Source organism: Pseudomonas sp. DTU12.3 (assembly GCF_004124275.1).
Taxonomy (GTDB): domain Bacteria; phylum Pseudomonadota; class Gammaproteobacteria; order Pseudomonadales; family Pseudomonadaceae; genus Aquipseudomonas; species Aquipseudomonas helmanticensis.
The window spans coordinates 2,151,425-2,174,119 of the sequence record NZ_CP027218.1; the positions used below are offsets into that span (position 1 = coordinate 2,151,425).

Genomic DNA, 22,695 nt, shown 5'->3' on the forward strand with positions numbered 1-22,695 from the left:
TGGTGATCACCGGGGCGAAAATTACCAACATTTTCGTCCCAGCGCTATAGTCCGTATGGCTTGAGTTAGAGCGGTTTTGTAGGACAATCCGACCAGATTCGCGACCTGTTGGAAGATCTTCTGAAACTGGTGAGTCAGCAAGCGACCTGATTCAGCGGTGAAACACAGGTTTGCCAGGCGTAAGTGAAGTCACGCAGGCGACCCTGAGGCTGAAAAGTCTGGCGCCAGATTCGCGCCATGCCGAGCAAATCGGTCGGGGCGGGGAGGGTGGGGTTTTGCTCTTCTACCAGCAGCCAGGCAATGGCTGTGGCGTAACGCAGATTCACGGTCAATTCCAGGTGCGGGCCACTCAGAAAAGCATGCTGGCTGGCCAGGCCGCGAACCAGGCTGGCGCGTTCCGGATCAAGCGCCAGATAGTCATCCCAGAGTGCCTGGTGGCGTTGCTCGGCAATGCGGTAGAGGCCGTGGCCACGGCGGTCGTGCAGAGCGGAACCGAGGGCGGACTGGCTGGCGGCGATGCCCAGCAACAGGGATTCGGCGGTTGCACAGTGACGTCCCAGATAGATCAGTGTGGGACGGATCACGTAGCGGCACAATTCGCTGGCAGCGATACCCATAACACCCTCGGTTCTTGTTATTGATGGCGAGTCCTGAAGGGGCCTTGGCAGCGGTGGATCGGTTCAGGCTCGCCGCAAGCGGATCACGCCGCTTAAGTTGAAGTGTAGTGTCATATTCACAACGTAAAGGCCTGTTTTTAAAATATTTCCGGCTTCGAGTTATAACCGTTATATCGGAAGGTGCTTAGGCGGCCAGGGCTAAAAGTGAAACATCGGGCAATAAAAAGCCCCGCATTTTGTGCGAGGCTTTTGCTTTTGCAGCCTTTTCGGCTTTCAGGCAACCAGTGCCTGACGGGTACGGTCGATCACAGCCTGCAGCGGTTCGGCGCTGGAGTATTGATCCGGGTACAGACGCTCGCTGTGGCGGGCGATACCGTGCTCGTTGACCAGGGTGAAGCTGAAGCAGCCTTTGCGAGCGGCCATGATCAGGCAGTTCATTGGAGCAAAAGCATTGGTTAGGGTGCGAATGGCATCCTGAGTATGGATTTGAGTAGACATAGTTATTAGGTGTTCCTACAAATGACACGGATAAGAACCGTGCAACGTTAAAACGTTCCAGTGACGACGATCACCATTGATCGAACGAAGAACCCGACTGGAACAAAGCAGCCAGTTTGAAGCGCTGATAAGTTGGCGCGCTTGGGCTGGCAGGTAGGTACTTAGGAGGGCAGGCAACACATCAAGGGCAAAGGTTCTGGGCCCGGGGTGAAGATCCTGATCAATTTGCAGGTTGGTTCGGTCAGAGTAAGTGGTCTTCGCAACACCCTTTGCATCATTCAAAGGCAGTGTCGTCGCAAGATTTACCTGGAAACCATCGAGGGGTCGCTCCCGCTTGTTCGGTAGAGGCTTCTTGGAAGAAGGCTGACCGTGGGGATGTGTTCGACCGGAATTGACTTTCAGCTTGGTACTAACGCCGCGGATACTAACGGATCGACTTGAGCAATGCAAACCCGAAGTGAAAAAATATTGCACACGCCGATGCAATCTGCTTTTGCCTGCGCGGCAATGCCCCTTGTTGGCTCACATTTCGACCGTTGGTCGGTGAAGAAAAATTCATCAAAGGCCTCGCCAGAGCGCTTTATCCCCAGTCCGAGTGCCGCAACGACCCGAAAAAGCGCAGCGTTATAACCGGGTAACAGGTACTTGTGCACATTAGTTGCGCGCACTGTCACGGCGCTGTCATATCAATCCTGACCCCGATGGGTGCCTGTATCAAAAGTTTAAGTCAATGAAAAAAAAGGCTTTTTTTTGTTGGTGAAAAAATCGTCAGTTTGACTGCGAGCCCCATTCCACAAGGCTTTGCGAGGGTTGCAGCGAGGTTGTCCACTGACTTATCCACAGCTTCTGTGGATTGTCCCGAGCGCTTGCTCTAGGACGGGCGTGCCGGGTTGTTTTTCGACTTTACCTGTAAGAAAAAGAGAGTAGAGTGGCGCGCCTTCCGATCTGTCCCACAGTGTTTTATGAAGTTTCGCTCAGTATCAGACTCTGTTACCCCAGAATTCCCTCGTGTTACCTCCCCCAAGCGATTTTCCGTGCGTGTAGCCGAATGGCTGCTCGACAGTCCGCGCCTGGTCGACAGCCTCAATGCCAAGCACCTCGCCGGGCGTTTGTTAAAGCAGCCAGCGCGCGAAGGCGTGGTCATCGCGCAGAGCCGTCTCGGTCAGTTGATGTGCCGTGAGTGCGGGAATGCCCGAGATCGCCGAATCGGCCACGACCTGCTGCGTCAGGCTGCCCGTGCCGGTGACCTTCGCGCACAGCAGGAACTGGGGCTCATCGAAGACTGAGCTGTGCAAGTTCTGACACCTTGGTTAACCTTCAGGCTTTATCGGATCGGCGGGAATGGCTATGGCTATGGCGATGGACTTGACCAGCGTATTGCTCGGTCTCGCAGCGGCAGGGTTGCCGTTGCTGGCACTGGCCTGGCAGCTGCAACGCCGGACGAGTAACGGCCAGGCCGAGGTCGCCTTGCTCGAAGAGCGCCTGGCCATGGCGCAACTGGCGCAGGACGGCCTCAACGCTCAGCTTGAAGCCAGCCGCGACGAGATTGCCGATCTTGGCCAGGCCAACGCCGCCAAGCAGGCTGACCTCGCGGCCTTGCGCCGGGAGGTGGAATTGCTGCAGATCGAGCGCGACGATGCCCGCGACGCCTCCCACGCCTGGAACCTCGAACGTGCCAACAAGGAGGCCGAACTGCGCCGCCTCGACGCACAGGCTGCCTCGTTGAATGCCGAACTGCGCGAGCAACAGGAAAGCCATCAGCAACGCCTCGATGATCTACAGGGCTCGCGTGATGAGCTGCGTGCGCAGTTCGCTGAACTGGCCGGAAAGATCTTCGATGAACGTGAGCAACGTTTTGCCGAAACCAGCCAGCAACGTCTCGGCCAGTTGCTCGATCCATTGAAAGAACGCATTCAATCCTTCGAAAAACGCGTGGAAGAAAGCTATCAGGCCGAAGCCCGCGAGCGCTTCTCACTGGCCAAGGAGCTGGAGCGTTTGCAGGCGCTGAACCTGCGCCTGAGCGATGAAGCAACCAACCTGACGCGCGCGCTGAAAGGCCAGAAGACCCAGGGCAACTGGGGCGAGCTGATTCTCGAACGAGTGCTTGAGCACGCCGGTCTGGAGAAGGGCCGCGAGTACCAGACCCAGGTCAATCTGAAGGGGCCGGACGGCGAACGCTTCCAGCCTGACGTGGTTATCTACCTGCCGGGTGACAAGCAGGTAGTGGTCGATTCCAAGGTCAGCCTCACTGCGTATCAGCAGTACGTGGCCGCCGACGATGACGCGCTCGGGCAGATCGCGATCAAGCAGCATGTGCTGTCGCTGCGCAACCACGTCAAAGGCTTGGCCGGCAAGGATTACAAGCGTCTGGAAGGGCTGCACAGTCTCGATTTCGTCTTGCTGTTCGTGCCGATCGAAGCGGCATTTTCTGCCGCCTTGCAGGCCGAGCCGACACTGTTCCAGGAAGCCTTCGATCGCAACATCGTGATCGTCAGTCCGACCACCTTGCTGGCGACCTTGCGCGTCATCGACAGCCTGTGGAAGCAGGAGCGCCAAAGCCAGAACGCCCGGGAAATCGCCGAGCGCGCCGGTTGGCTGTACGACAAGTTCGTGCTGTTCATTCAGGACCTGGACGAGGTCGGCAATCGCCTGCAACAGTTGGACAAGGCCTACAGTTCCGCGCGCAACAAACTCACTGAAGGGCGCGGCAACCTGGTCAGTCGCAGCGAACAGCTGAAACTGCTCGGCGCGCGGGCGAGCAAGAGCTTGCCGGCGGATCTGCTGGAGCGGGCGATGACTGATGTCGATGGCCTCGTCGAGCTCCCCGAGTAAGCCTAAAAGCCCAAAAGCTTCGCGAGCAAGCCCGCTCCCACATTGGAATGCATTTCAAACTGTGGGAGCGGGCTTGCTCGCGAAGGCGTCAGTGAAGTCACCACCTACAACGGCACATACCGACTCAACAACGCCCGCAACGCCGCCGGTTTCACCGGTTTCGCCAGATAATCCAGCCCCGCCGCATGCACCTGCGCGACAGTCTCCGGTCGCCCATCCGCACTGATCACCACACCCGGTACCGGCTCGCCGAGGCTCGTACGCAACCACGCCATCAGCTCGGTGCCGGTGTCGCCGTGGTCCAGGTGATAGTCGACCAGCGCCAGTTGCGGGCGCACGCCATCGCTGAGCAACGCCGCACATTCCTCACGATTGCGCGCCGTCCACACCTGGCAACCCCAACGACTCAACAAACTGTTCATGCCAATCAAAATGCTGTCTTCATTGTCGATGCACAGCACCCGCGCGCCGCTGTGCAACTTGCCATTCAGCTCGACTGTGGCACTCGCCGGCACGGCTTGCGTTGGCGCCAATGGCACGCTGACGCTGAACACACTGCCGCGCCCCGGCCATGAACGTACACGCAGCGTGTGGCCGAGCACGCGACACAGACCATCGGCAATCGCCAGTCCCAGCCCGAGACCTTTCTCGGCACGGGTCTGATGACTGTCGAGACGTTTGAATTCTTCGAAAATCACTTGCAGCTTGTCTTCCGGAATACCCGGCCCGCGATCCCACACTTCCAACGACAATTCTCCCCCGCGTCGCCGTACACCGAGCAGCACCGGGCCTTTGGCGTAGCGGAACGCGTTGGTCAGGAAGTTCTGCAAAATCCGCCGGAGCAATTTGCTGTCGCTGTCGATGCGCATATGGCTGCTACGCACGCGGAAGTTCAAGCCTTGCTCCTGCGCCAGCGCTTTGAATTCGGCGCCGAGAATGTCGAACAGCTCATTGAGCGCAAACGGCTTGCGATCCGGGTTGATCTTGCCGTTTTCCAGGCGCGAGATGTCCAACAGATCGCTGATCAGGTCTTCTGCCGAACGCAGCGAACTGTCGAGGTGTTGCACCAGTTTCTGCGCTTCGCTGCTCAAGCCATCGTCCTGATGGGAGAGGGCAGCGGAGAACAGCCGGGCAGCGTTCAGCGGTTGCATCAAGTCATGACTGACTGCCGCGAGGAAGCGGGTTTTAGATTGGTTCGCGGCCTCGGCAGTGCCCTTGGCTTCGGTCAGCGCGACGTTGAGTTGCGACAGCTCCTGCGTGCGTTCGCTGACGCGTTGCTCGAGGCCTTCGTTGGCTTCAGTCAGTGCCTGTTCGGCCTCGCGGAACGCGGTGATGTCGGTAAAACTCATGACGAAACCGCCACCGGGCATCGGGTTGCCGATCAACTCGATCACCCGGCCGTTGGGGAACAGCCGTTCCGATGTGTGCGCACGGCCTTGGCGCATCCAGTGCAGGCGGCGAGCGACGTGAACTTCCGCTTCGCCTGGGCCGCACAAACCGCGTTCGGCGTTGTAGCGGATGATGTCGGCAATCGGCCGGCCAACACTGATCAAACCGTCGGGATAATTGAACAGCTCGAGATAACGCCGGTTCCACGCCACCAGTTTCAGCGACTGGTCGACCACGCTGATGCCTTGGGTGATGTTCTCGATCGCGCCTTGCAGCAGGGCGCGGTTGAATTGCAGCACTTCCGAGGCTTCGTCGGCGATGCGCACGACGTCCTCCAGCTGCATTTCCCGACCTTCGATGGCGGCTTTCACCACCGCGCGGGTCGACGACGCGCCAAGCACACCGGCCAGCAAGCGTTCGGTGTGGGCGATCCATTCGCCGTCAGCGTTCTGGTTCGGGTTGAAGCCTTTGCCCTGGCGATAAGCGAAACGAATGAAGCTCTGGCGTGCGCGTTCTTCACCGACAAAACGTGCCGCCAGTTGCAGCAGATCGTCGATCTGTACCGCGAGCATCGAGCGTGCACTCGGCCGCGCGCTAATCTCCTGACCGATGAAGCGCCCGGCCTGCCAGTGCTCCGACACTCGCGTACGCGATAACACCGAGACCCACGCAAACAGGGTGAAGTTACCTGCCAGCGACAGCACCACACCTTGGGTCAGCGGGGTGATCGGCAGGTTCAGCGGATTGCTGTGCAGCCAGGCCAGGCCAGGGAAACTGCTCAGCGACCAGCCAAGGCTGTGCGCGGCGATCGGCAGAATCAGCGTGTAAAACCACAGGAACGTACCGGCAGCAAGCCCGGCAAACACGCCACGGCGGTTGGCCTGTTTCCAGTACAGCGCGCCGAGCATTGCCGGTGCCAATTGGGTGACCGCCGCAAAGGCAATCTGGCCGATGGTCGCCAGGCTGGCGGTCGAGCCAAGCAAGCGGTAGCTGACATACGCCAGCAGCAGAATCACCACGATGCTCACGCGGCGCACCGAGAGCATCCACTGGCGGAACACTTCGAACGGGCGCTCGGCATTGTTGCGCCGCAGCAGCCACGGCAACAGCATGTCGTTGGAGACCATGGTCGACAACGCGACGCTGGCGACGATCACCATGCCGGTGGCCGCCGATGCGCCGCCGATAAACGCCAGCATCGCCAGCGCCGGATGCGCTTGCGCCAGCGGCAGGCTGATCACGAACGAGTCAGGCAACACATCGCTGGGCAGCAACATCTGACCGGCCAAAGCGATCGGGACTACAAACAGCGCGGCCAACGCCAGATACGCCGGAAACACCCATTTGGCCAGACGCAGATCCTGCGGATCGATGTTCTCCACCACGGTGACGTGGAATTGCCGGGGCAGACAGATGATCGCCATCATCGCCACGCCGGTCTGCACCACCATCGACGGCCAATTGATGGTTTCTTTCCAGTATTCCTCAAGGCGTGGGGCGAGCATCGCTTGATTGAACAGATCGTCGAAACCGTCATACAGGCCATAGGTGACGAAGGCGCCGACGGCGAGAAACGCGAACAGCTTGACCAGCGACTCAAAGGCAATCGCCAGCACCATGCCACGGTGGTGCTCGGTGGCATCGAGGTTGCGCGTACCGAAGACAATGGTGAACAGCGCCAGCACCAGCGACACGATCAGCGCCGTGTCCTGGGCGCGCGTGCCCATGGCGTCGGCACCGGCGCCGATCAACAGGTTCACACCGAGGACGATGCCTTTGAGCTGCAAGGCGATGTAGGGGAGGACGCCGACCAGACAGATCAGCGCGACGACCACGGCCAGCGATTGCGATTTGCCGTAGCGTGCGGCGATGAAGTCAGCGATGGAGGTGATGTTCTCCTGTTTGCTGATCATCACCATTTTTTGCAGGACCCACGGCGCACCCACCAACAGCAGGATCGGCCCGAGGTAAATCGGCAGGAATGACCACAGTTGTTCAGCCGCTTGGCCGACCGCACCAAAGAACGTCCAGCTGGTGCAATAAACCGCCAGCGACAGGCTGTACACCCAGGCACGCATGCGCGGCGGCAACGGCGTGCTGCGACGGTCGCCGTAGAAGGCGATGGCGAACATGATGGCCATATAGGCCAGGGCGACGGCGGCGATCAGCCCGCTGGACAACGACATGCAACACTCCCGACAGAAGACTCCCCGGCACTCCTGCCCGGACGGACAGTCTCGCATGCGCGGGGCGGTTAGTCAGTGTCGACCAAGGTCGTGGCGTGGCGGGGTGTCGCAGGGGTGAAACCGGCTGGTTCTGCGGTGAACTGTAGGAGCTGCGGCACGCTGCAATCTTTTGATCTTTTGTTTTTTGAAATCAAGATCAAAAGATCGCAGCGTGCCGCAGCTCCTACATGGGATCGGCGTCAGTGCTGATTCAGTGCGATATCGATCAGATAGTGCAGTTCTTCCACTTCAAGTGCCGACGCCGCAAACAGAATCCGGAACACCACCGGCGCCACCACCAGGTTGATCAACCGATCGACACTCGGCGCGGTTTCATCCGGATGCCGAGCAATGATCGTCTGCAACTGCGCAGCAATGATCGTCACGCAGTACCCCGGCGTAGCGCTCGCCTGCACGTCACGCATCATGTTGCGCCCGGGCTCGGAGCTCATTTCGTCGAGATACTGTTCCGCCCACGCGTGGATATCGCTGCGCAGGCTGCCGGTTTGCGCCGGCTCGCTGTCGGGGCGCATGCGCGCGAGGGCGACGTCGGCCAGCAATGCCGCGAGATCACCCCAGCGCCGATAAATCGTCGATGGCGTAACCCCCGCGCGCGCGGCAATTTGCGGCACGGTCACGGTTGAGCGCTCCTGCTCTTGCAGAAGCGCGCGGACTGCCGAATGAATCGACTCTTGCACCCGGGCACTGCGGCCGCCCGGACGTAAACCTTCTTTAATAGCCATGCGGCAGACCTTAACACAAAGAATTTGCTTTAAGCGCGAGGCGGTAGCACACTCCGCAAAAGCAAAAAATTAGCTTTTGCGGAGTGTGCCCATGACCAGCCCTTTAAATAACGTCGCTTCCAACCGATCCAGCCTGTGGTTTCTGGCGATCACCTTACTCAGTTTCCTCGCCGCTTCCACCGCGCCGACGCCGTTGTATCACCTGTATCAGGATCAACTGCACTTCTCGGCAGCGGTGCTGACCCTGATTTTCGGCGTCTACGCCTTGAGTCTGCTGGCGGCGCTATTAACCGTGGGCTCGCTGTCCGATCATGTCGGGCGCAAACCGGTGATCTTCAGCGCCGTTGTGCTCAATGCACTGGCGATGTTGCTGTTCATCTATGCCGACAGTGTCGCCTGGCTGATCAGCGCTCGCGTGTTGCAGGGTTTCGCTACCGGCATGGCCACGGCGGTGTTGAGTGCGACGCTGCTCGATACTGATCGGCAACAAGGACCGTTGATCAACAGCGTCGCCCCTTTGCTGGGAATGGCGCTGGGTGGCATGGGTTGCGGATTGCTCGCGGAATTTGCTCCGGCGCCGTTGCAGTTGACCTATTGGTTGTTGCTCGGATTGTTTGTGTTACAGGGGATTTACGTTTGGCGCTTGCCGGAGAGTGTCTCGCCGCAATCCGGGGCCTGGGCGTCGTTAAAGCCAACGTTGCATGTGCCGACTCAAGCGCGCTCAACCTTGTGGCAAGTGCTGCCGCTGAACACGGCGACCTGGGCGCTCGGCGGTTTTTACGCTTCGCTGGCACCGTCATTGGTGCGCACGGCCACCGGTTCGACGTCCAACCTGATCGGCGGCGCGACCGTGGCGATGTTGACCGTGACCGGTGCGCTGATGATCTTCACCCTGCGCAATCGCAGTGCCCGCCAAGCATTGCGGCTGGGCGCGAGTTTGTTGCCGATCGGCCTGGTACTGATTCTGCTCGGCGTGCACAGCGCCAGCCTGCCGCTGTTTTTCCTCGGCACGCTGGTCGCCGGTTGCGGCTTCGGTGCAGGTTTCCTCGGCGCCGTGCGCAGCCTGGTGCCACTGGCCTTGGCGCATGAGCGGGCGGGTCTGATGTCGGCGTATTACGTGCTCAGTTATCTGGCGTTCTGCCTGCCGGCGTTGCTCGCCGGTTACCTGGCTCGCACCTACGGTTTGCTGGCCACCACCGATGGTTACGGCGCCGTGCTGATCGTTTTGGCGGTGGCTGCGTTGTTGCTCAGCCTGCGCGCCAAAGCCGTCAAGGTGTGCAGCGCTTCATGAGTTTCGGTTAGCCTAGCTTCGCCATTCTTCTCACGGATCGACTCATGAAGATTATTCGCAGCAAGAGCTTCACCGCCGACCGCGCCTGGGGCGCGCTGGACATCGCCAACATGAACGGCATCACCACGCGCCTGCACTGGACCGATCAGCCGTACCAATGGCACGTCAACGATGGCGAGGAAGTGTTTGTCGTGCTCGATGGTCAGGTGCAAATGCATTACCGCGAAAGCGGCGAAGAAAAACAGCTGCAGCTCGATGTTGGCGATATCTTCTATGCCTCGGTCGGCACCGAGCATGTTGCCCATCCACAAGGCGCGGCGCGGATTCTGGTGATTGAAAGCGAAGGCAGCGTTTGAACGTATATCTACAGAACAGATAACAGTTAGAGATATTACCCGTTATATAGATATTCGATTCGGTTCTACCATGGACTCAACCTCACCCGAGGACAGGAGTTCATGATGACTTGCCCCAACAGCGCCAAACCCGGCATCAAGCCGTTCAGCCAACTGCAGCATCCGCGTGAAGTGATCCGCCAATTCACGCCGAACTGGTTCGCCGCGACCATGGGTACCGGCGTGCTGGCCCTGGCCCTGGCGCAACTGCCGTTGGCCATTCCCGGCATGCACGCCGTGGCTGAAGGGCTGTGGCTGTTCAACATCCTGTTGTTTGCAGTGTTTACCGTGGCCTATGCGGCACGCTGGATTCTGTTCTTCGACGAAGCTCGGCGAATTTTCGGGCATTCCACTGTGTCGATGTTCTTCGGCACCATTCCAATGGGGCTGGCGACCATCATCAACGGCTTTCTGCTGTTCGGTCTGCCGCGCTGGGGTGACGGTGTCATTCATCTCGCCGAAGTGTTGTGGTGGATTGATGTGGCGATGTCGTTGGCCTGCGGCGTGCTGATTCCCTACATGATGTTTACCCGTCAGGAACACAGCATCGATCAGATGACCGCCGTCTGGCTGTTGCCGGTGGTGGCGGCGGAAGTGGCGGCGGCCAGCGGTGGCTTGCTCGCACCGCACCTGACGGACGCCCATTCGCAACTGGTGGTGCTGACGACAAGCTACGTGCTTTGGGCGTTTTCCCTACCCGTGGCGTTCAGCATTCTGACGATCCTGTTGCTGCGTATGGCCTTGCACAAGCTGCCGCATGAAAACATGGCCGCGTCGAGCTGGCTGGCGCTCGGCCCGATCGGTACCGGTGCGCTGGGCATGTTGCTGCTGGGCGGTGATGCACCGGCGATATTTGCTGCGAACGGTTTGCCGGGCATTGGCGAAATCGCCTCGGGTCTGGGTCTGGTGGCCGGCATCACCCTGTGGGGGTTCGGTCTGTGGTGGATGCTGATGGCGTTGCTGATCACCGTGCGCTACCTGCGTGACGGCATTCCGTTCAACCTCGGCTGGTGGGGCTTCACGTTCCCTTTAGGCGTGTATTCGCTGGCGACCCTGAAGCTGGCGAGCGTTCTCAACCTGACGTTTTTCAGTGTTTTCGGCACGGCGCTGGTGACCTTGCTCGCAGTGATGTGGCTGATCGTCGGCAAACGAACCCTGCAAGGCGCGTGGCGCGGCGAACTGTTTGTCTCGCCGTGCATTGCAGGTTTGAAGAAATAACCTGAAAAGTTTAGGTAAGGTGTGGCCTGGATCGCGGTTCGAGATTCCAATAGCAAGTACCCAGGCCTCTCTACCTATTCAAAAAATCAGGAAAACACGGAAGATGAGTCACCCCTCACAGTTCAACCTGCTGCGCACCCGGCGCTTTTTGCCGTTCTTCATTACCCAGTCGCTCGGCGCGTTCAACGACAACGTGTTCAAGCAATCGCTGATCCTGGCCATTCTCTATCGGCTGACCATCGAAGGTGACCGGTCGATCTGGGTCAACCTGTGCGCACTGTTGTTTATCCTGCCGTTCTTCCTGTTCTCGGCGCTGGCCGGGCAGTTCGGGGAAAAATTCGCCAAGGACGCGCTGATCCGGCTGATCAAGCTCGGGGAAATCGCGATCATGGCTGTAGGAGCCGTCGGTTTTCTGTTCGATCATCTATCACTGATGCTGGTGGCGCTGTTTGCCATGGGTACGCACTCGGCGCTGTTCGGGCCGGTGAAGTATTCGATCCTGCCACAGGCATTGCGCGAGGATGAACTGGTCGGCGGCAATGGTCTGGTGGAGATGGGCACGTTTCTGGCGATTCTCGCCGGCACCATCGGCGCCGGGGTGATCATGTCCTCGAGTCATTACGCGCCACTGGTCTCGACCGCGATTGTCGGCATTGCCGTGCTGGGTTATCTGGCCAGCCGCAGCATTCCTCGTGCCGCCGCCGCGTCGCCGGAGATGCGCCTGAACTGGAACATCTTCAGCCAGTCCTGGGCGACGCTGAAACTCGGTCTGGGCCAGACTCCGGCCGTGTCGCGCTCGATTGTCGGCAACTCGTGGTTCTGGTTCGTCGGGGCGATCTACCTGACGCAGATTCCGGCGTACGCCAAGGAATGGATGCACGGCGATGAGACCGTGGTCACTCTGATCCTGACGGTGTTCTCGGTCGGTATCGCGCTCGGTTCGATGCTCTGCGAGAAGCTTTCCGGGCGTAAGGTCGAGATCGGTCTGGTGCCGTTTGGCTCGTTTGGTCTGACCGTGTTCGGCTTGCTGTTGTGGTGGCATTCCGGTGGAATTCCCGAGAGTGTCACCGGGCATAGCTGGATTGAGGTGCTGGGCTTCGTGCACACCTGGGCGGTGCTGATCGACATCCTTGGCCTCGGCATTTTCGGCGGTTTCTATATTGTGCCGCTGTACGCGCTGATCCAGTCGCGCACCGCCGAAAAAGAGCGGGCACGAGTGATCGCGGCCAACAACATTCTCAACGCGCTGTTTATGGTGGTCTCGGCGATTGTTTCGATCGTGTTGCTGAGTGTGGTCAAGCTGTCGATCCCGCAACTGTTCCTCGTGGTTTCGCTACTGAACATCGGCGTCAACGCCTACATCTTCAAGATCGTCCCCGAGTTCAGCATGCGTTTCATGATCTGGCTGCTCAGCCATTCCATGTACCGCGTCGAGCACCGCAACCTTGAAGCGATTCCGGATGAAGGTGCGGCATTGCTGGTGTGCAACCACGTGTCGTTCGTCGATGCTTTGCTGATCGGCGGTGCGGTGCGTAGGCCGATTCGTTTTGTCATGTACTACAAGATCTACAACCTGCCGGTGCTGAACTTTATCTTCCGCACGGCGGGGACGATTCCTATCGCGGGACGCCAGGAAGACATCCAGATCTACGAAAAGGCCTTCACGCGGATTGCTCAATACCTGAAGGACGGTGAGCTGGTGTGCATCTTCCCGGAAGGCAAGTTGACCGCTGATGGCGAAATGAACGAGTTCAAGGGCGGGCTGACGCGGATTCTCGAAGAGACCCCGGTGCCGGTGATTCCGCTGGCGTTGCAAGGATTGTGGGGGAGTTTTTTCAGTCGCGATCCGGACAAGGGTTTGTTTCACCGGTTGTGGTCGCGGGTGACGTTGGTGGCGGGATCTGCGGTGGATGTTGGCGCGGCAGAGCCGGCGAAGTTGCAGGCGCTGGTTGGCGAATTGCGTGGGGCAGTCAGATAGTCGACGACTTTGAGGGCCTCTTCGCGAGCAAGCCCGCTCCCACCATTGACCGTATTCCAATGACGGAACGCGGTTGAATGTGGGAGCGGGCTTGCTCGCGAAGGCGGTCGCGAATTAAGCGCTGACCTTGAGGCCGATCAACCCGGTGATGATCAACGCCACGCTGGCCAATCGAATCAACGCCATCGACTCGCCAAACAAAATGATCCCGGCAATCACCGTGCCCACGGCACCGACGCCGGTCCAGATCGCGTACGCCGTACCCAGCGGCAATTCCTTCATCGCCAGGCCGAGCAGGCCAAGGCTGATGGCCATGGCCGCAATGGTCAAAACGGTAGGTAACGGGCGGGTGAAGCCGTCGGTGTATTTCAGGCCGACGGCCCAGCCGACTTCGAACAGGCCGGCGAAAAACAGAATGATCCAGGACATGAGAGACCTCCATCGATTGACGGGGTCGTCCCCAGATTAATGACTCGATCGAGCCGCAGGGTCGTCCCCGCGTTACGCAATAGTGTGACGAGCATTAATCCGCGGATCAAGTTTGCAGGTCAGTCGGTGGTTTGTTGCGCCAAGGCCTCGCGGTCTTCCTTCTCGCTCATGCGGCGGAAATAGGTCGAGAGCAGCGCCCCGGAAATATTGTGCCAAACACTGAACAACGCACTCGGTACCGCCGCCAGTGGCGAGAAGTGCGCGCTGGCCAATGCGGCGCCCAATCCCGAGTTCTGCATGCCGACTTCCAGTGCCAGTGATTTGCGTTGCGCCAGCGGCAGCTTGAACAACCGACCGGTGAAGTAACCCAGCAAGTACCCGAAGCTGTTGTGCAGCATCACCACGGCCATGATCAACAGGCCGGATTCGGCGATTTTCGCCTGACTGGCAGCCACCACGGCAGTGACGATAATCACGATGCTGACCACCGACACCAGCGGCAACACATCCACGGCATGACGAACCTTGTCACCGAGCAGGCGCTGGGCAACCACGCCGAGAATGATCGGCAACAACACCACTTGCAGGATCGACCAGAACAGCTCCATGAACGACACCGGCAACCACGCCGAAGCCAAGAGCCAGATCAGCGCCGGAGTCAGCAGTGGCGCGAGAAGGGTGGTGACGGCGGCGATGGCGACCGACAGCGCCAGATCGCCGCGCGCCAGCCAGGTCATCACGTTGGAAGAGGTGCCGCTCGGGCAGCAGCCAACCAGAATCACCCCGACGGCGATTTCCGCTGGCAGATGAAACACCTGGCAAAGCAACCACGCCACGCCAGGCATGATCACGAAATGGGCAACCACGCCCAGCGCCACACGCCATGGATGGCGCGCGACAGCAGCGAAGTCGTCGAGTTTGAGGGTCAGGCCCATGCCGAACATCACCAGGCCAAGCAGCGGCACGATGGCGCCTTTGAGGCCGAGGAACCATGCCGGTTGCAGGAACGCCAATACGGCGAAAATCAGAACCCAGTAAGCGAAGGTATTGCCGACAAAGCGGCTGAGTGCAGCCAGTGCGCGCATGGCTTGTTCCTTATTGTTAGTTACCCACAAAACCAATTGTGGGAGCTGGCTTGCTCGCGAAAGCGTCGGGTCAGCCAAGTTTATGTTGAATGACACACCGCTTTCGCGAGCAAGCCCGCTCCCACATTGGGATTTCACAAGGGTTTAGATCCCCTGCGGAGTCTCTTCCCCACCCAACGCTTCAACCAGCGCCGGCAGGAAGTCGCCGAACGTCAGCATCATCAGGGTGAAGCTGGCATCCAGTTGCCCCAGAGCCTCATCGCCGCCGTCCTGTTCCGCCTGATCCTGCAACAGATCTTCGAACTTCAGACGCTTGACGGTCATCTTGTCGTCGAGCATGAACGACAACTTGTCCTGCCAGGCCAGCGACAACTGCGTGACGACTTTGCCAGTGCTCAGGTGCAGCTGGATTTCTTCGCTGGTCAGGTCCTGACGCTTGCAACGGACAATGCCGCCGTCTTCGTGGGTGTCGCGCAGTTCGCACTCGTCCAGTACATAGAAGTCGTCAGCAGCTTTTTGCGTGGTGACCCATTCGGTCATGGTCGCGGTTGGCGACATTTTCACGGTCAGTGGACGGACGGGCAGGGTGCCAATCACTTCGCGCAGGGTCGACAGCAGGTCTTCGGCGCGTTTCGGGCTGGCCGAGTTGACCAAGATCAGGCCCTGTTTCGGCGCGATGGCGGCGAAGGTCGACGAGCGACGGATGAAGGCGCGCGGCAGGAAGGCCTGGATGATTTCATCCTTGATCTGATCGCGTTCCTTCTTATAGACCTTACGCATCTGCTCGGCTTCGATCTCTTCGACCTTTTCCTTGACCGCGTCACGCACGACGCTGCCCGGCAGAATGCGTTCTTCTTTACGTGCGGAAATCAGCAGGAAGTCACCGCTGACGTGCACCAGTGGAGCATCTTCGCCTTTGCCGAACGGCGCGACGAAACCGTAGGTGGTCAACTCCTGGCTTGCACATGGACGCGCCAGTTTGGTGGCCAGTGCAGTTTCCAGCGCCTCGGCATCGACAGGCAGGTCTTGGGTCAGGCGATAGATAAGCAGGTTTTTGAACCACATGGGGTGAGTCTCTCCTTTATACAAAGGGGGGCATTATTGTCTTCGCCGCTTGATAGGCCAACCCTTCTCTAAGCCTTTGGAAGGCCTGAGAAAATTATTTAAAAAAGTGCTTGCCAGAGGTTGGGTCGCTCCGTAGAATGCGCGCCACACCGAAGCGAAGGGTGATTAGCTCAGCTGGGAGAGCGTCTGCCTTACAAGCAGAATGTCGGCGGTTCGATCCCGTCATCACCCACCATTCGTTTCAAGTGTTTAGCGCAGCGGTAGTTCAGTCGGTTAGAATACCGGCCTGTCACGCCGGGGGTCGCGGGTTCGAGTCCCGTCCGCTGCGCCATATTCGGTAACCTGGACCACTGAACGCCAGGTCACCACGGAAAAACCCGCTGAAGCGGGTTTTTTTCTGCCTCAAGGTTTGTACAGTTGTACCCGCGGGATGTGTCGTTTTACCGGTTTTCGGATTTATTTGAAAAAAACTTCAATTAAATCAACACTTTATGAAAACTTGTGGCATAATGCGTCCCGTAACGAAGCGAAGGGTGATTAGCTCAGCTGGGAGAGCGTCTGCCTTACAAGCAGAATGTCGGCGGTTCGATCCCGTCATCACCCACCATTCGTTTCAAGCGTTTCGCGCAGCGGTAGTTCAGTCGGTTAGAATACCGGCCTGTCACGCCGGGGGTCGCGGGTTCGAGTCCCGTCCGCTGCGCCATATTCGGAATCTGGAACACTGAACGCCAGAGTCCACAGAAAGCCCGCCTTGTGCGGGCTTTTTGCTGTCTGCGATTCAACAAAATCACCAATACCCTGTAGGAGCTGCGGCACGCTGCGATCTTTTGACCTTGCTTTCAGAAGATCAGAAGATCAGAAGATCAGAAGATCAGAAGATCGCAGCCTCGTTGCACTCGACAGCTCCTACAGGGGGGCAACGCAGTTACTGGCTGGCATTCTGGCGATGGCGGTAGTCGCTCACTGCCTCATACACCGCTTTGCGCAAGCGGTTGATCCCGCCAATCGGCCGATGCGCCTCGATTCCGAACCACGGATTGAACGACAGGTTGTCGCACGCAAGATTCAAGGCGGGCGTATCGAAGTCCTGTGGTGGCAGGGTGATCCGCGCCACGGTTTCAAAGGGTGAGTCCTGCTCGCGCCATTCAATACTGGTGTCTTCGATCGGCATGTAGGTGTTCGCATCCTGGCGCTGGATCTGCAGGACGAAACACGCCGGCACCCGAGCCGTCGACAATTGCTGATTCAGCGCACTGCGCAGGAAGTTCGGCAGCTCATGATTCTGCTTGGGCAGGGTGTAAAGCGGACAATTGTCGGGATCCGGCATCACTCGAAACTTCGCATTGGCCTCGCCAAATTTGTAGGGCGATACCGAAAAGTAGGTAGTCCCGGTCGGGCTGTCCGGCGGCGGTGACAGGGTTGCCAGCGCAATGAACAAATGGCGAATCTGCCAGGTACGTGGATCCCAGCCCGGAAAAAACGCCATGACCTTTTTACCGTCAGCTTGAGCCGCGACATTCTGGCGGTATTCGGCGACATCGCTGACGAAGAAGTTCGGATGGCTGAACATCACGAAATCCTGTTCGCGGCGCTCCGGACGGTCCCCCAGCAGCTGTTTGCCCGGCACATCGAGCAATTTGATCGCCATGCCCCGCGCATCACGAATGCTGTCGAATTGCGGGTAAGCATTGCCATTCGAGAGACGAATCATCGCCTGCCAGGTTTTCCCCGGCTCGCTGAATACGCCTTGGCGCAGTGATTGCGCCAGTTCCGGCAGCACGCGCACTTCAGCCTTCACACAGCCATGTGCCTTGGCATGCGCATCGCGCAGATACCGCGTGGGTTCGCGGTGTTGATCGACGATGCGCACAGCCGTCTGGATCACGTCCTGAGTCATCGCCGCTTCACCGGGTGGAATCTGCTCCAGCGTCGACACCGGCCCACGATGCTGCCAGGCAAACCACGCGGTGGCGATGGCCCAGCCGAGCAGGCCGATCACGAGCAGGAGCAGCAGGACTTTGCCGAGCAATCGCCCCAGCCACAACCAGAGCCGGGCAAGCATCGGCAGTTCTTTCTTGAAGGTGGGCAGGATCATGGCAATTGCGCCTCCAGTGGGCCGCCCAGGACTTTCAGGTATTCCAGCAACGCCCAGCGTTCCTCGGGTTGCAACAGTCGCCCGATGACGCCATTGCCCTGTGCGCCAGCGCGAAACTCATGACCGCTGTTGTGGTTGCCGCTGATGCGCGTGTCGAACAGAAAGCCATTGGCGAAGGCTTCGGTGCGATAACCCAGATGCCGTGGATCGTATTCGAAGGTGCCTTTATAGAACGTGCTCGCGCGCTCATCCTGCGGCGACAGCAACTGATAAATGCTTGGCACCGAACCGTTGTGCAGAAACGGCGCGGTGGCCCAGACGCCAGCCAGTGGCCGTGCCTTGTAGGCGACTTTTTCGCGCACGCCGATCGGCAGGCCAAAGCCATCGAGGTCGGGCTTTTCTTCCGGCGTGACTTTGGCTTCGCGATAGGCGCGGTTTTCGACGAATGCGGTGACGTAAGCCAGTCCCTTGGCGACCGACAACTGGCTCAGATCCAGCGGTTCCTTGGGTGTCGGGTGCAGTTTGACGTCCATCTTTTCCAGTTCTTGCAGATCCCATTGCAGCGGCGTCAGGTCGAAACGATGGCTGGCAATGTTGTTGGCAGCATTGGGATCGGTGCCGATCACATCGACTGGCAACATATGCAAATGCTGCACCCAGCGCTCGCCTTCGCGGGTCTGGCGCGGGACGTGGCAGCCAGCGCAGTTCTCGCTGAACAGCGCACGGCCCTTGGCAGCCAGTGGCTTGTCGACGGCACCAAACAGGTCTTCCGGCCAGGCCGGCGGCTGAAGTTTTTGCAGGGTTTGCTCGATCTTGTGCAAATCGCGCACACGAACGCTGGAGGCGTAGCGCTCGTCGCCTTGCAGGGGCTGACCATTGGTGTCGAAGAAATTCAGGGTAGCGCCGACGCCGAGCGCCTCACCGATATTGCGCGCCATCGGCTGCTGCGCCGAACCGTTCCATTGCACCCAGTCAAACGTCCACATGTCCCACAATTGCGGGTAATCCACTGGCGCATCGGCCACCCGATAGTTGGCCGGAGAAATGGCATCGCCGAAAGTGGCATTGGCGATTCGCCCGAATGCATCGGCGCGCCCCGGGCCTTCTTCGGTCGGGTAGAGGCCGCGATGGGTGTCGTTCCAGGCGACTTTGAGGAAGGTGTCCAGCGAGCCTTTGAAGTCCTTGCGCAGTTGCGCCTGGCGCGCGTCGTACTCATCACCCAGTACGTTGCGGGCGAAACGTTCGAATTTCCACGGATTGAAGTATGTCGAGGTCAGGCTGGCGACCAATGCTTGTCCGAAACTGCCACCGCGTAATGTAGGAACACTGGACGGCAACACATGCTGCGCCGTGCCGCCATCAATGCGCACAGCCTGGCCTTTGAAATGCAATTCGCCGGTGTGGCAAGCGGCGCAAGTTATGTCCAGATATTGCTCGGAACTGCCGGGGTTCTGATGCCGGGCAAAACCTGGCGGCAGATTGGCCGGGTTATTCGGCGTGGCCCGCTGCTGCGGATCGATCAAAAAACCAAACCGGGCGAGGTACTCGGGGGCGGCGAAACGCTGCTCCGAAAAGGGTAACTCCAATGCCTGGAACCATTCGTAACGCAGGCCTTTGACTTGGGTGCCTTGGGGCGTGAAGTAATAGGTTTGCCGCTGTTCTTCGCTCCACTGATTCAGGTAATGCACCTGTTGCACGGGGGTGTAGAAGGGCAATTTCGGGTTGGCGACGTAATAGACAACCACCGCCAGGATGAGTCCCAGCAGCACCACGATCAGGGTCAGCACACGGAATAAGAGGCGCAAGATAAACATCCTTGTCGATTTGTTGCGCTGTTATGCCTGAGCCAGACCCGATGCGGCAAGTGGCCATTACGCCAGATGCTGTGGGAACCGGAGTCTGTTGTTCTCCGGTGCAGATGACAGAAGCTTCATCATGGCTTTAGCCAAATGCGTTTTAATCCCTGAACTTATCGGAAGATTCCTGCTCTCATGCCGGTAGCCATTGGTCGTGGCGGCCTGATAAGCTCGCGGCTTTACTCGATTGCCCTTTCGGCGCATGAACAAGGAAATAGCATGAAACAGCATCGGTTGGCGGCGGCGGTTGCCCTGGTTAGCCTGGTCCTCGCGGGTTGTGATTCGCAGACCAGCGTAGAGCTGAAAACCCCGGCGCAAAAAGCTTCCTACGGTATCGGCCTGAACATGGGCAAGAGCCTTGCTCAGGAAGGCATGGATGATCTGGACTCCAAAGCGGTAGCCCAGGGCATCGAAGATGCCGTCGGCAAGAAAGAACAGAAGCTGAAAGACGAAGACCTGGTCGAAGCCTTCGCTGCGCTGCAAAAGCGTGCTGAAGAGCGCATGGCCAAGATGAGCGAAGAGTCGGCCTCTGCCGGCAAGAAATTCCTCGAAGAAAACGGCAAAAAAGCCGGTGTGACTACCACGGCTTCCGGCCTGCAGTACGAAGTGGTCAAGAAAGCCGACGGCCCACAGCCTAAGCCTACCGACGTAGTGACTGTTCACTACACCGGCAAGCTGACCAATGGCACCGTATTCGACAGCTCCGTCGAGCGCGGCAGCCCGATCGATCTGCCGGTGAGCGGCGTGATTCCGGGTTGGGTTGAAGGTCTGCAACTGATGCACGTTGGCGAGAAGTACAAACTGTACATCCCTAGCGATCTGGCTTACGGCGCACAGTCGCCAAGCCCGGCAATCCCGGCCAACTCGGTTCTGGTCTTTGACCTGGAACTGCTGGCCATCAAGGATCCAGCCAAAGAAGACGCCGCTGCCGCCAAGTAATCGGCCTCGGTTTCAACAACAACGCCTCGCTTATGCGGGGCGTTGTTGCATCTGCACCTTGGCAAGGGTAAACAGAGCGAACCGATGCCGGTCAGGGGAGTCATAGCTTTGAGGCTGCAGCGCTAGACGCCCTGAGCCGCCAAGTCAATGAAATATTGGGGTTTTTTATGTGAGTAAAAAACGCCCGATCTGAGCGCAGCCCTTATAAAACGGGGCTCTCAGCGCTGAAATGCAGCTCTGTTCACAAGGTTATCCACAATTTGTGTGGATAACATTTCAACGGGAGGAATAGATGAAAGCTCCGTGGAATTTCGCTCGATTCCTGCCCCTGGCTGGCCGACTGCTCGCCCGTGGACGTTTACCGACGCTGCTGTTCGCCGTGGCCAGCAAGGGTGCCGCGCAAGGCAATCGCCTCGGCAAACTCAAGGATGACCTGCGTTTGCTCCAGGCCCTGTGCCTGGCTTACTGGCGTGGTGATTACCGCGCGATCAGTGGCAAAGCCATTGTCTCGGTAGTGGCGGGCTTGATGTACTTCCTCAGCCCGGTCGATGCCATTCCGGATTTCATCCCGGTATTCGGCATGCTCGACGACATCGCTGTCCTCGCATGGGTAATGAAAACCCTCGACGATGAGCTCAACGCTTTCCGTGTTTGGCGAAATCGCCAGCAACCGGAAAAACTCGCCGTGGTTGAACGCCTGCCCGATTCCCCTGAGCAACTTCAACTTCAAGGCCCGAAAAAGCCCTGATTCATTCAGCACTGCAACAGATAGATACCCCCCGCGACCTTAGCCGCTGTTAGGATTACACTTCTAGGGAAAAGTGCCGACTCGCTAAGTGTTGTTGTCCTACGGGGTAGTCATGGATATTCAGATAATTGCACGCGATGGCGAACCCGAATACGCGGTTCTGCCTTGGGCTCAATATCAGGCTCTACTGAAAGCAGCAGGTATCAACGAAACACCGTCGCGACAGGCTCCAGCGCCCCTCGCGGCAACGCCAGACCCGATTCTTCCAGGTCTGGATCAACTACGCAGTTTGCGCGAAGGGAAGGGCATCGCCATCGAGGCGCTGGCCCGCACGGTAGGCATCAGCCCGTCTTATCTGGCCTTGATCGAAAGTGGCGAGCGTCAGCCCGACGCCGCGATTCGCCGCAGTCTGGCCTGGGAATTGACGGTGCCAGGTTGGAGGGACGAATCGTGAGCGTACGCATCAGTCGTCAACATTGGGACGGATTGCTCGGAGAACTCGATCAGGCGCGCCGTCAGCGCCATCTGCTGACGTATCGGGCGCTGCTCGAACGCCTGCAATTGCCGACGCCGGCGATGCAGACGTTGACCGCAGCGCTGGAACATCTGGCCGCGCTGGACGCCAAGGCCGAACAACCGTTGCGCAGCTCGCTGGTCATCAGCCAGGGCGCCAGTCGCCTGCCACGCACCGGTTTTTTTGAATGCGTCGAACGTCTCGGGCGGTTTTCCGGGCCGTCCGATGGCGTTGCTGCCGCTTCCTGGCATGCGTCGGAAGTGGTCCGTGTCTTTGAGTACGAGTACCCGGAATCGGCGGAGGCCTGAGTGTTCTTACGACTCAAGGCGCGGGCCAGTTACTGGCTGGCCCGCAGGCTGTTTCACTGGTCATGGTTTGTCCGCCAGCCGCGTGGCTGGCGCTGGCTCGAAGGGCAGTTTGCGCGCATGGCCAACCTTGGCGATGTCGGCGCGCAAAGCTTCTACGGTCACATCCTGACCTTTCGCGGTGTGGGCCTGGGGGCACGCGAGGAAGGCGTGCGATTGCTGCGCCTGGCCGCTTTGGCGGGTGATGGCAAAGCGGCCTATCAGGTTGGCGTGATCAGTCTCGCAGGTACGCCGAGCAAGGCGCCTGACCCTGATGAAGCTGCGCGCTGGTGGGGGATGGCCGCCAAGGCCGGGCACCCATTGGCTGAGCTCAAGCTGAAAGAACTGAACTCGCGTAGCGTTGAGTAACAAACGTTCTGCACACTGAATATCTACTGTCCGTTTCATAAACGTGGCGTGAGGGAAACCTCACG

20 protein-coding genes and 4 tRNA genes are annotated in these 22,695 nt (G+C 59.0%); 15 read left to right on the forward strand and 9 right to left on the reverse strand.

Annotated elements, in window-relative coordinates; all coding sequences use genetic code 11:
* Positions 1-134: 134 nt before the first annotated feature.
* On the reverse strand, positions 135-617 hold the full coding sequence (locus tag C2E19_RS09940; protein WP_129391170.1) for a hypothetical protein: 483 nt from the start codon (positions 615-617) through the stop codon (positions 135-137).
* Between the two features lie 273 nt (positions 618-890).
* Complete coding sequence (locus tag C2E19_RS09945; RefSeq protein ID WP_003214941.1) at positions 891-1,115, reverse strand: hypothetical protein; 225 nt, start codon at positions 1,113-1,115, stop codon at positions 891-893.
* Positions 1,116-2,077: 962 nt separating this feature from the next.
* Here C2E19_RS09945 and C2E19_RS09955 point away from each other — a divergent pair.
* Both C2E19_RS09955 and rmuC read left to right on the forward strand, forming a co-directional pair.
* Positions 2,078-2,401 (forward strand): sel1 repeat family protein, encoded by a 324-nt coding sequence (locus C2E19_RS09955; protein ID WP_129391173.1) that lies wholly within the window; start codon positions 2,078-2,080, stop codon positions 2,399-2,401.
* A gap of 181 nt (positions 2,402-2,582) precedes the next feature.
* Positions 2,583-3,947: a DNA recombination protein RmuC gene (gene rmuC, locus C2E19_RS09960; protein ID WP_164979466.1), complete on the forward strand. Its 1,365-nt coding sequence runs from the start codon at positions 2,583-2,585 to the stop codon at positions 3,945-3,947.
* Between the two features lie 104 nt (positions 3,948-4,051).
* Here rmuC and C2E19_RS09965 read toward each other — a convergent pair whose 3' ends face one another.
* A complete protein-coding gene (locus tag C2E19_RS09965; protein WP_129391176.1) occupies positions 4,052-7,522 on the reverse strand; it encodes a PAS domain-containing hybrid sensor histidine kinase/response regulator in 3,471 nt (1,156 codons plus the stop codon).
* Positions 7,523-7,761: 239 nt separating this feature from the next.
* A complete protein-coding gene (locus C2E19_RS09970) occupies positions 7,762-8,304 on the reverse strand; it encodes a TetR/AcrR family transcriptional regulator (protein ID WP_129391179.1) in 543 nt (180 codons plus the stop codon).
* Positions 8,305-8,395: 91 nt separating this feature from the next.
* Here C2E19_RS09970 and C2E19_RS09975 point away from each other — a divergent pair, with 91 nt between their 5' ends.
* The 4 genes from C2E19_RS09975 to C2E19_RS09990 all read left to right on the forward strand — a co-directional run bounded on the left by C2E19_RS09975 (position 8,396) and on the right by C2E19_RS09990 (position 13,186).
* Positions 8,396-9,595: an MFS transporter gene (locus C2E19_RS09975; protein WP_129391182.1), complete on the forward strand. Its 1,200-nt coding sequence runs from the start codon at positions 8,396-8,398 to the stop codon at positions 9,593-9,595.
* A gap of 44 nt (positions 9,596-9,639) precedes the next feature.
* The gene (locus C2E19_RS09980; protein ID WP_129391185.1) at positions 9,640-9,951 is read left to right on the forward strand and encodes a cupin; all 312 of its coding nucleotides are present in this window, start codon (positions 9,640-9,642) and stop codon (positions 9,949-9,951) included.
* Between the two features lie 105 nt (positions 9,952-10,056).
* On the forward strand, positions 10,057-11,208 hold the full coding sequence (locus C2E19_RS09985) for a TDT family transporter (RefSeq protein WP_129391187.1): 1,152 nt from the start codon (positions 10,057-10,059) through the stop codon (positions 11,206-11,208).
* A gap of 103 nt (positions 11,209-11,311) precedes the next feature.
* Positions 11,312-13,186 (forward strand): MFS transporter, encoded by a 1,875-nt coding sequence (locus C2E19_RS09990; RefSeq protein ID WP_129391191.1) that lies wholly within the window; start codon positions 11,312-11,314, stop codon positions 13,184-13,186.
* Positions 13,187-13,300: 114 nt separating this feature from the next.
* Here the strand turns inward: C2E19_RS09990 and sugE are convergent, their stop codons facing one another.
* The 3 genes from sugE to rdgC all read right to left on the reverse strand — a co-directional run bounded on the left by sugE (position 13,301) and on the right by rdgC (position 15,765).
* Positions 13,301-13,615, reverse strand: a complete 315-nt coding sequence (sugE, locus tag C2E19_RS09995) for a quaternary ammonium compound efflux SMR transporter SugE (protein ID WP_122597317.1) — start codon at positions 13,613-13,615, stop codon at positions 13,301-13,303.
* 119 nt (positions 13,616-13,734) lie between these two features.
* Complete coding sequence (locus tag C2E19_RS10000; RefSeq protein ID WP_129391194.1) at positions 13,735-14,700, reverse strand: bile acid:sodium symporter family protein; 966 nt, start codon at positions 14,698-14,700, stop codon at positions 13,735-13,737.
* 144 nt (positions 14,701-14,844) lie between these two features.
* Positions 14,845-15,765: a recombination-associated protein RdgC gene (gene rdgC, locus C2E19_RS10005; RefSeq protein WP_007919763.1), complete on the reverse strand. Its 921-nt coding sequence runs from the start codon at positions 15,763-15,765 to the stop codon at positions 14,845-14,847.
* A gap of 159 nt (positions 15,766-15,924) precedes the next feature.
* On the opposite strand from rdgC, the gene C2E19_RS10010 reads away from it, so the two are divergent.
* The 4 genes from C2E19_RS10010 (at position 15,925) to C2E19_RS10025 (ending at position 16,468) form a co-directional block, all read left to right on the forward strand.
* Positions 15,925-16,000, forward strand: a tRNA-Val gene (locus tag C2E19_RS10010).
* A gap of 19 nt (positions 16,001-16,019) precedes the next feature.
* Positions 16,020-16,096, forward strand: a tRNA-Asp gene (locus C2E19_RS10015).
* Positions 16,097-16,296: 200 nt separating this feature from the next.
* Positions 16,297-16,372 (forward strand) — tRNA-Val (locus C2E19_RS10020).
* 19 nt (positions 16,373-16,391) lie between these two features.
* Positions 16,392-16,468 (forward strand) — tRNA-Asp (locus C2E19_RS10025).
* 222 nt (positions 16,469-16,690) lie between these two features.
* On the opposite strand, the gene C2E19_RS10030 is transcribed toward C2E19_RS10025, so the two are convergent.
* Entirely contained in the window at positions 16,691-17,827 is a 1,137-nt protein-coding gene (locus C2E19_RS10030) for a catalase family protein (protein WP_174823968.1), read from the reverse strand.
* Positions 17,828-17,856: 29 nt separating this feature from the next.
* Positions 17,857-19,665 carry a di-heme-cytochrome C peroxidase gene (locus C2E19_RS10035; protein WP_129391200.1) on the reverse strand — a complete coding sequence of 603 codons (1,809 nt, stop codon included), beginning with the start codon at positions 19,663-19,665 and terminating at the stop codon, positions 17,857-17,859.
* 270 nt (positions 19,666-19,935) lie between these two features.
* Between C2E19_RS10035 and C2E19_RS10040 the strand changes: the two genes are divergently transcribed.
* From C2E19_RS10040 to C2E19_RS10060, 5 genes are all read left to right on the forward strand, one after another.
* Positions 19,936-20,655, forward strand: coding sequence for an FKBP-type peptidyl-prolyl cis-trans isomerase (locus C2E19_RS10040; RefSeq protein ID WP_100845403.1), 720 nt, complete (start codon positions 19,936-19,938; stop codon positions 20,653-20,655).
* Positions 20,656-20,947: 292 nt separating this feature from the next.
* Entirely contained in the window at positions 20,948-21,403 is a 456-nt protein-coding gene (locus C2E19_RS10045) for a YkvA family protein (protein WP_129391203.1), read from the forward strand.
* A 112-nt stretch (positions 21,404-21,515) separates the two neighbouring features.
* The gene (locus C2E19_RS10050) at positions 21,516-21,857 is read left to right on the forward strand and encodes a helix-turn-helix domain-containing protein (RefSeq protein WP_129391206.1); all 342 of its coding nucleotides are present in this window, start codon (positions 21,516-21,518) and stop codon (positions 21,855-21,857) included.
* Complete coding sequence (locus C2E19_RS10055) at positions 21,854-22,225, forward strand: hypothetical protein (RefSeq protein ID WP_003223109.1); 372 nt, start codon at positions 21,854-21,856, stop codon at positions 22,223-22,225. Before C2E19_RS10050 ends, C2E19_RS10055 begins: the two co-directional genes overlap by 4 nt.
* Positions 22,226-22,630, forward strand: coding sequence for an SEL1-like repeat protein (locus tag C2E19_RS10060; protein ID WP_129391209.1), 405 nt, complete (start codon positions 22,226-22,228; stop codon positions 22,628-22,630).
* The last annotated feature ends 65 nt before the right edge of the window (positions 22,631-22,695 follow it).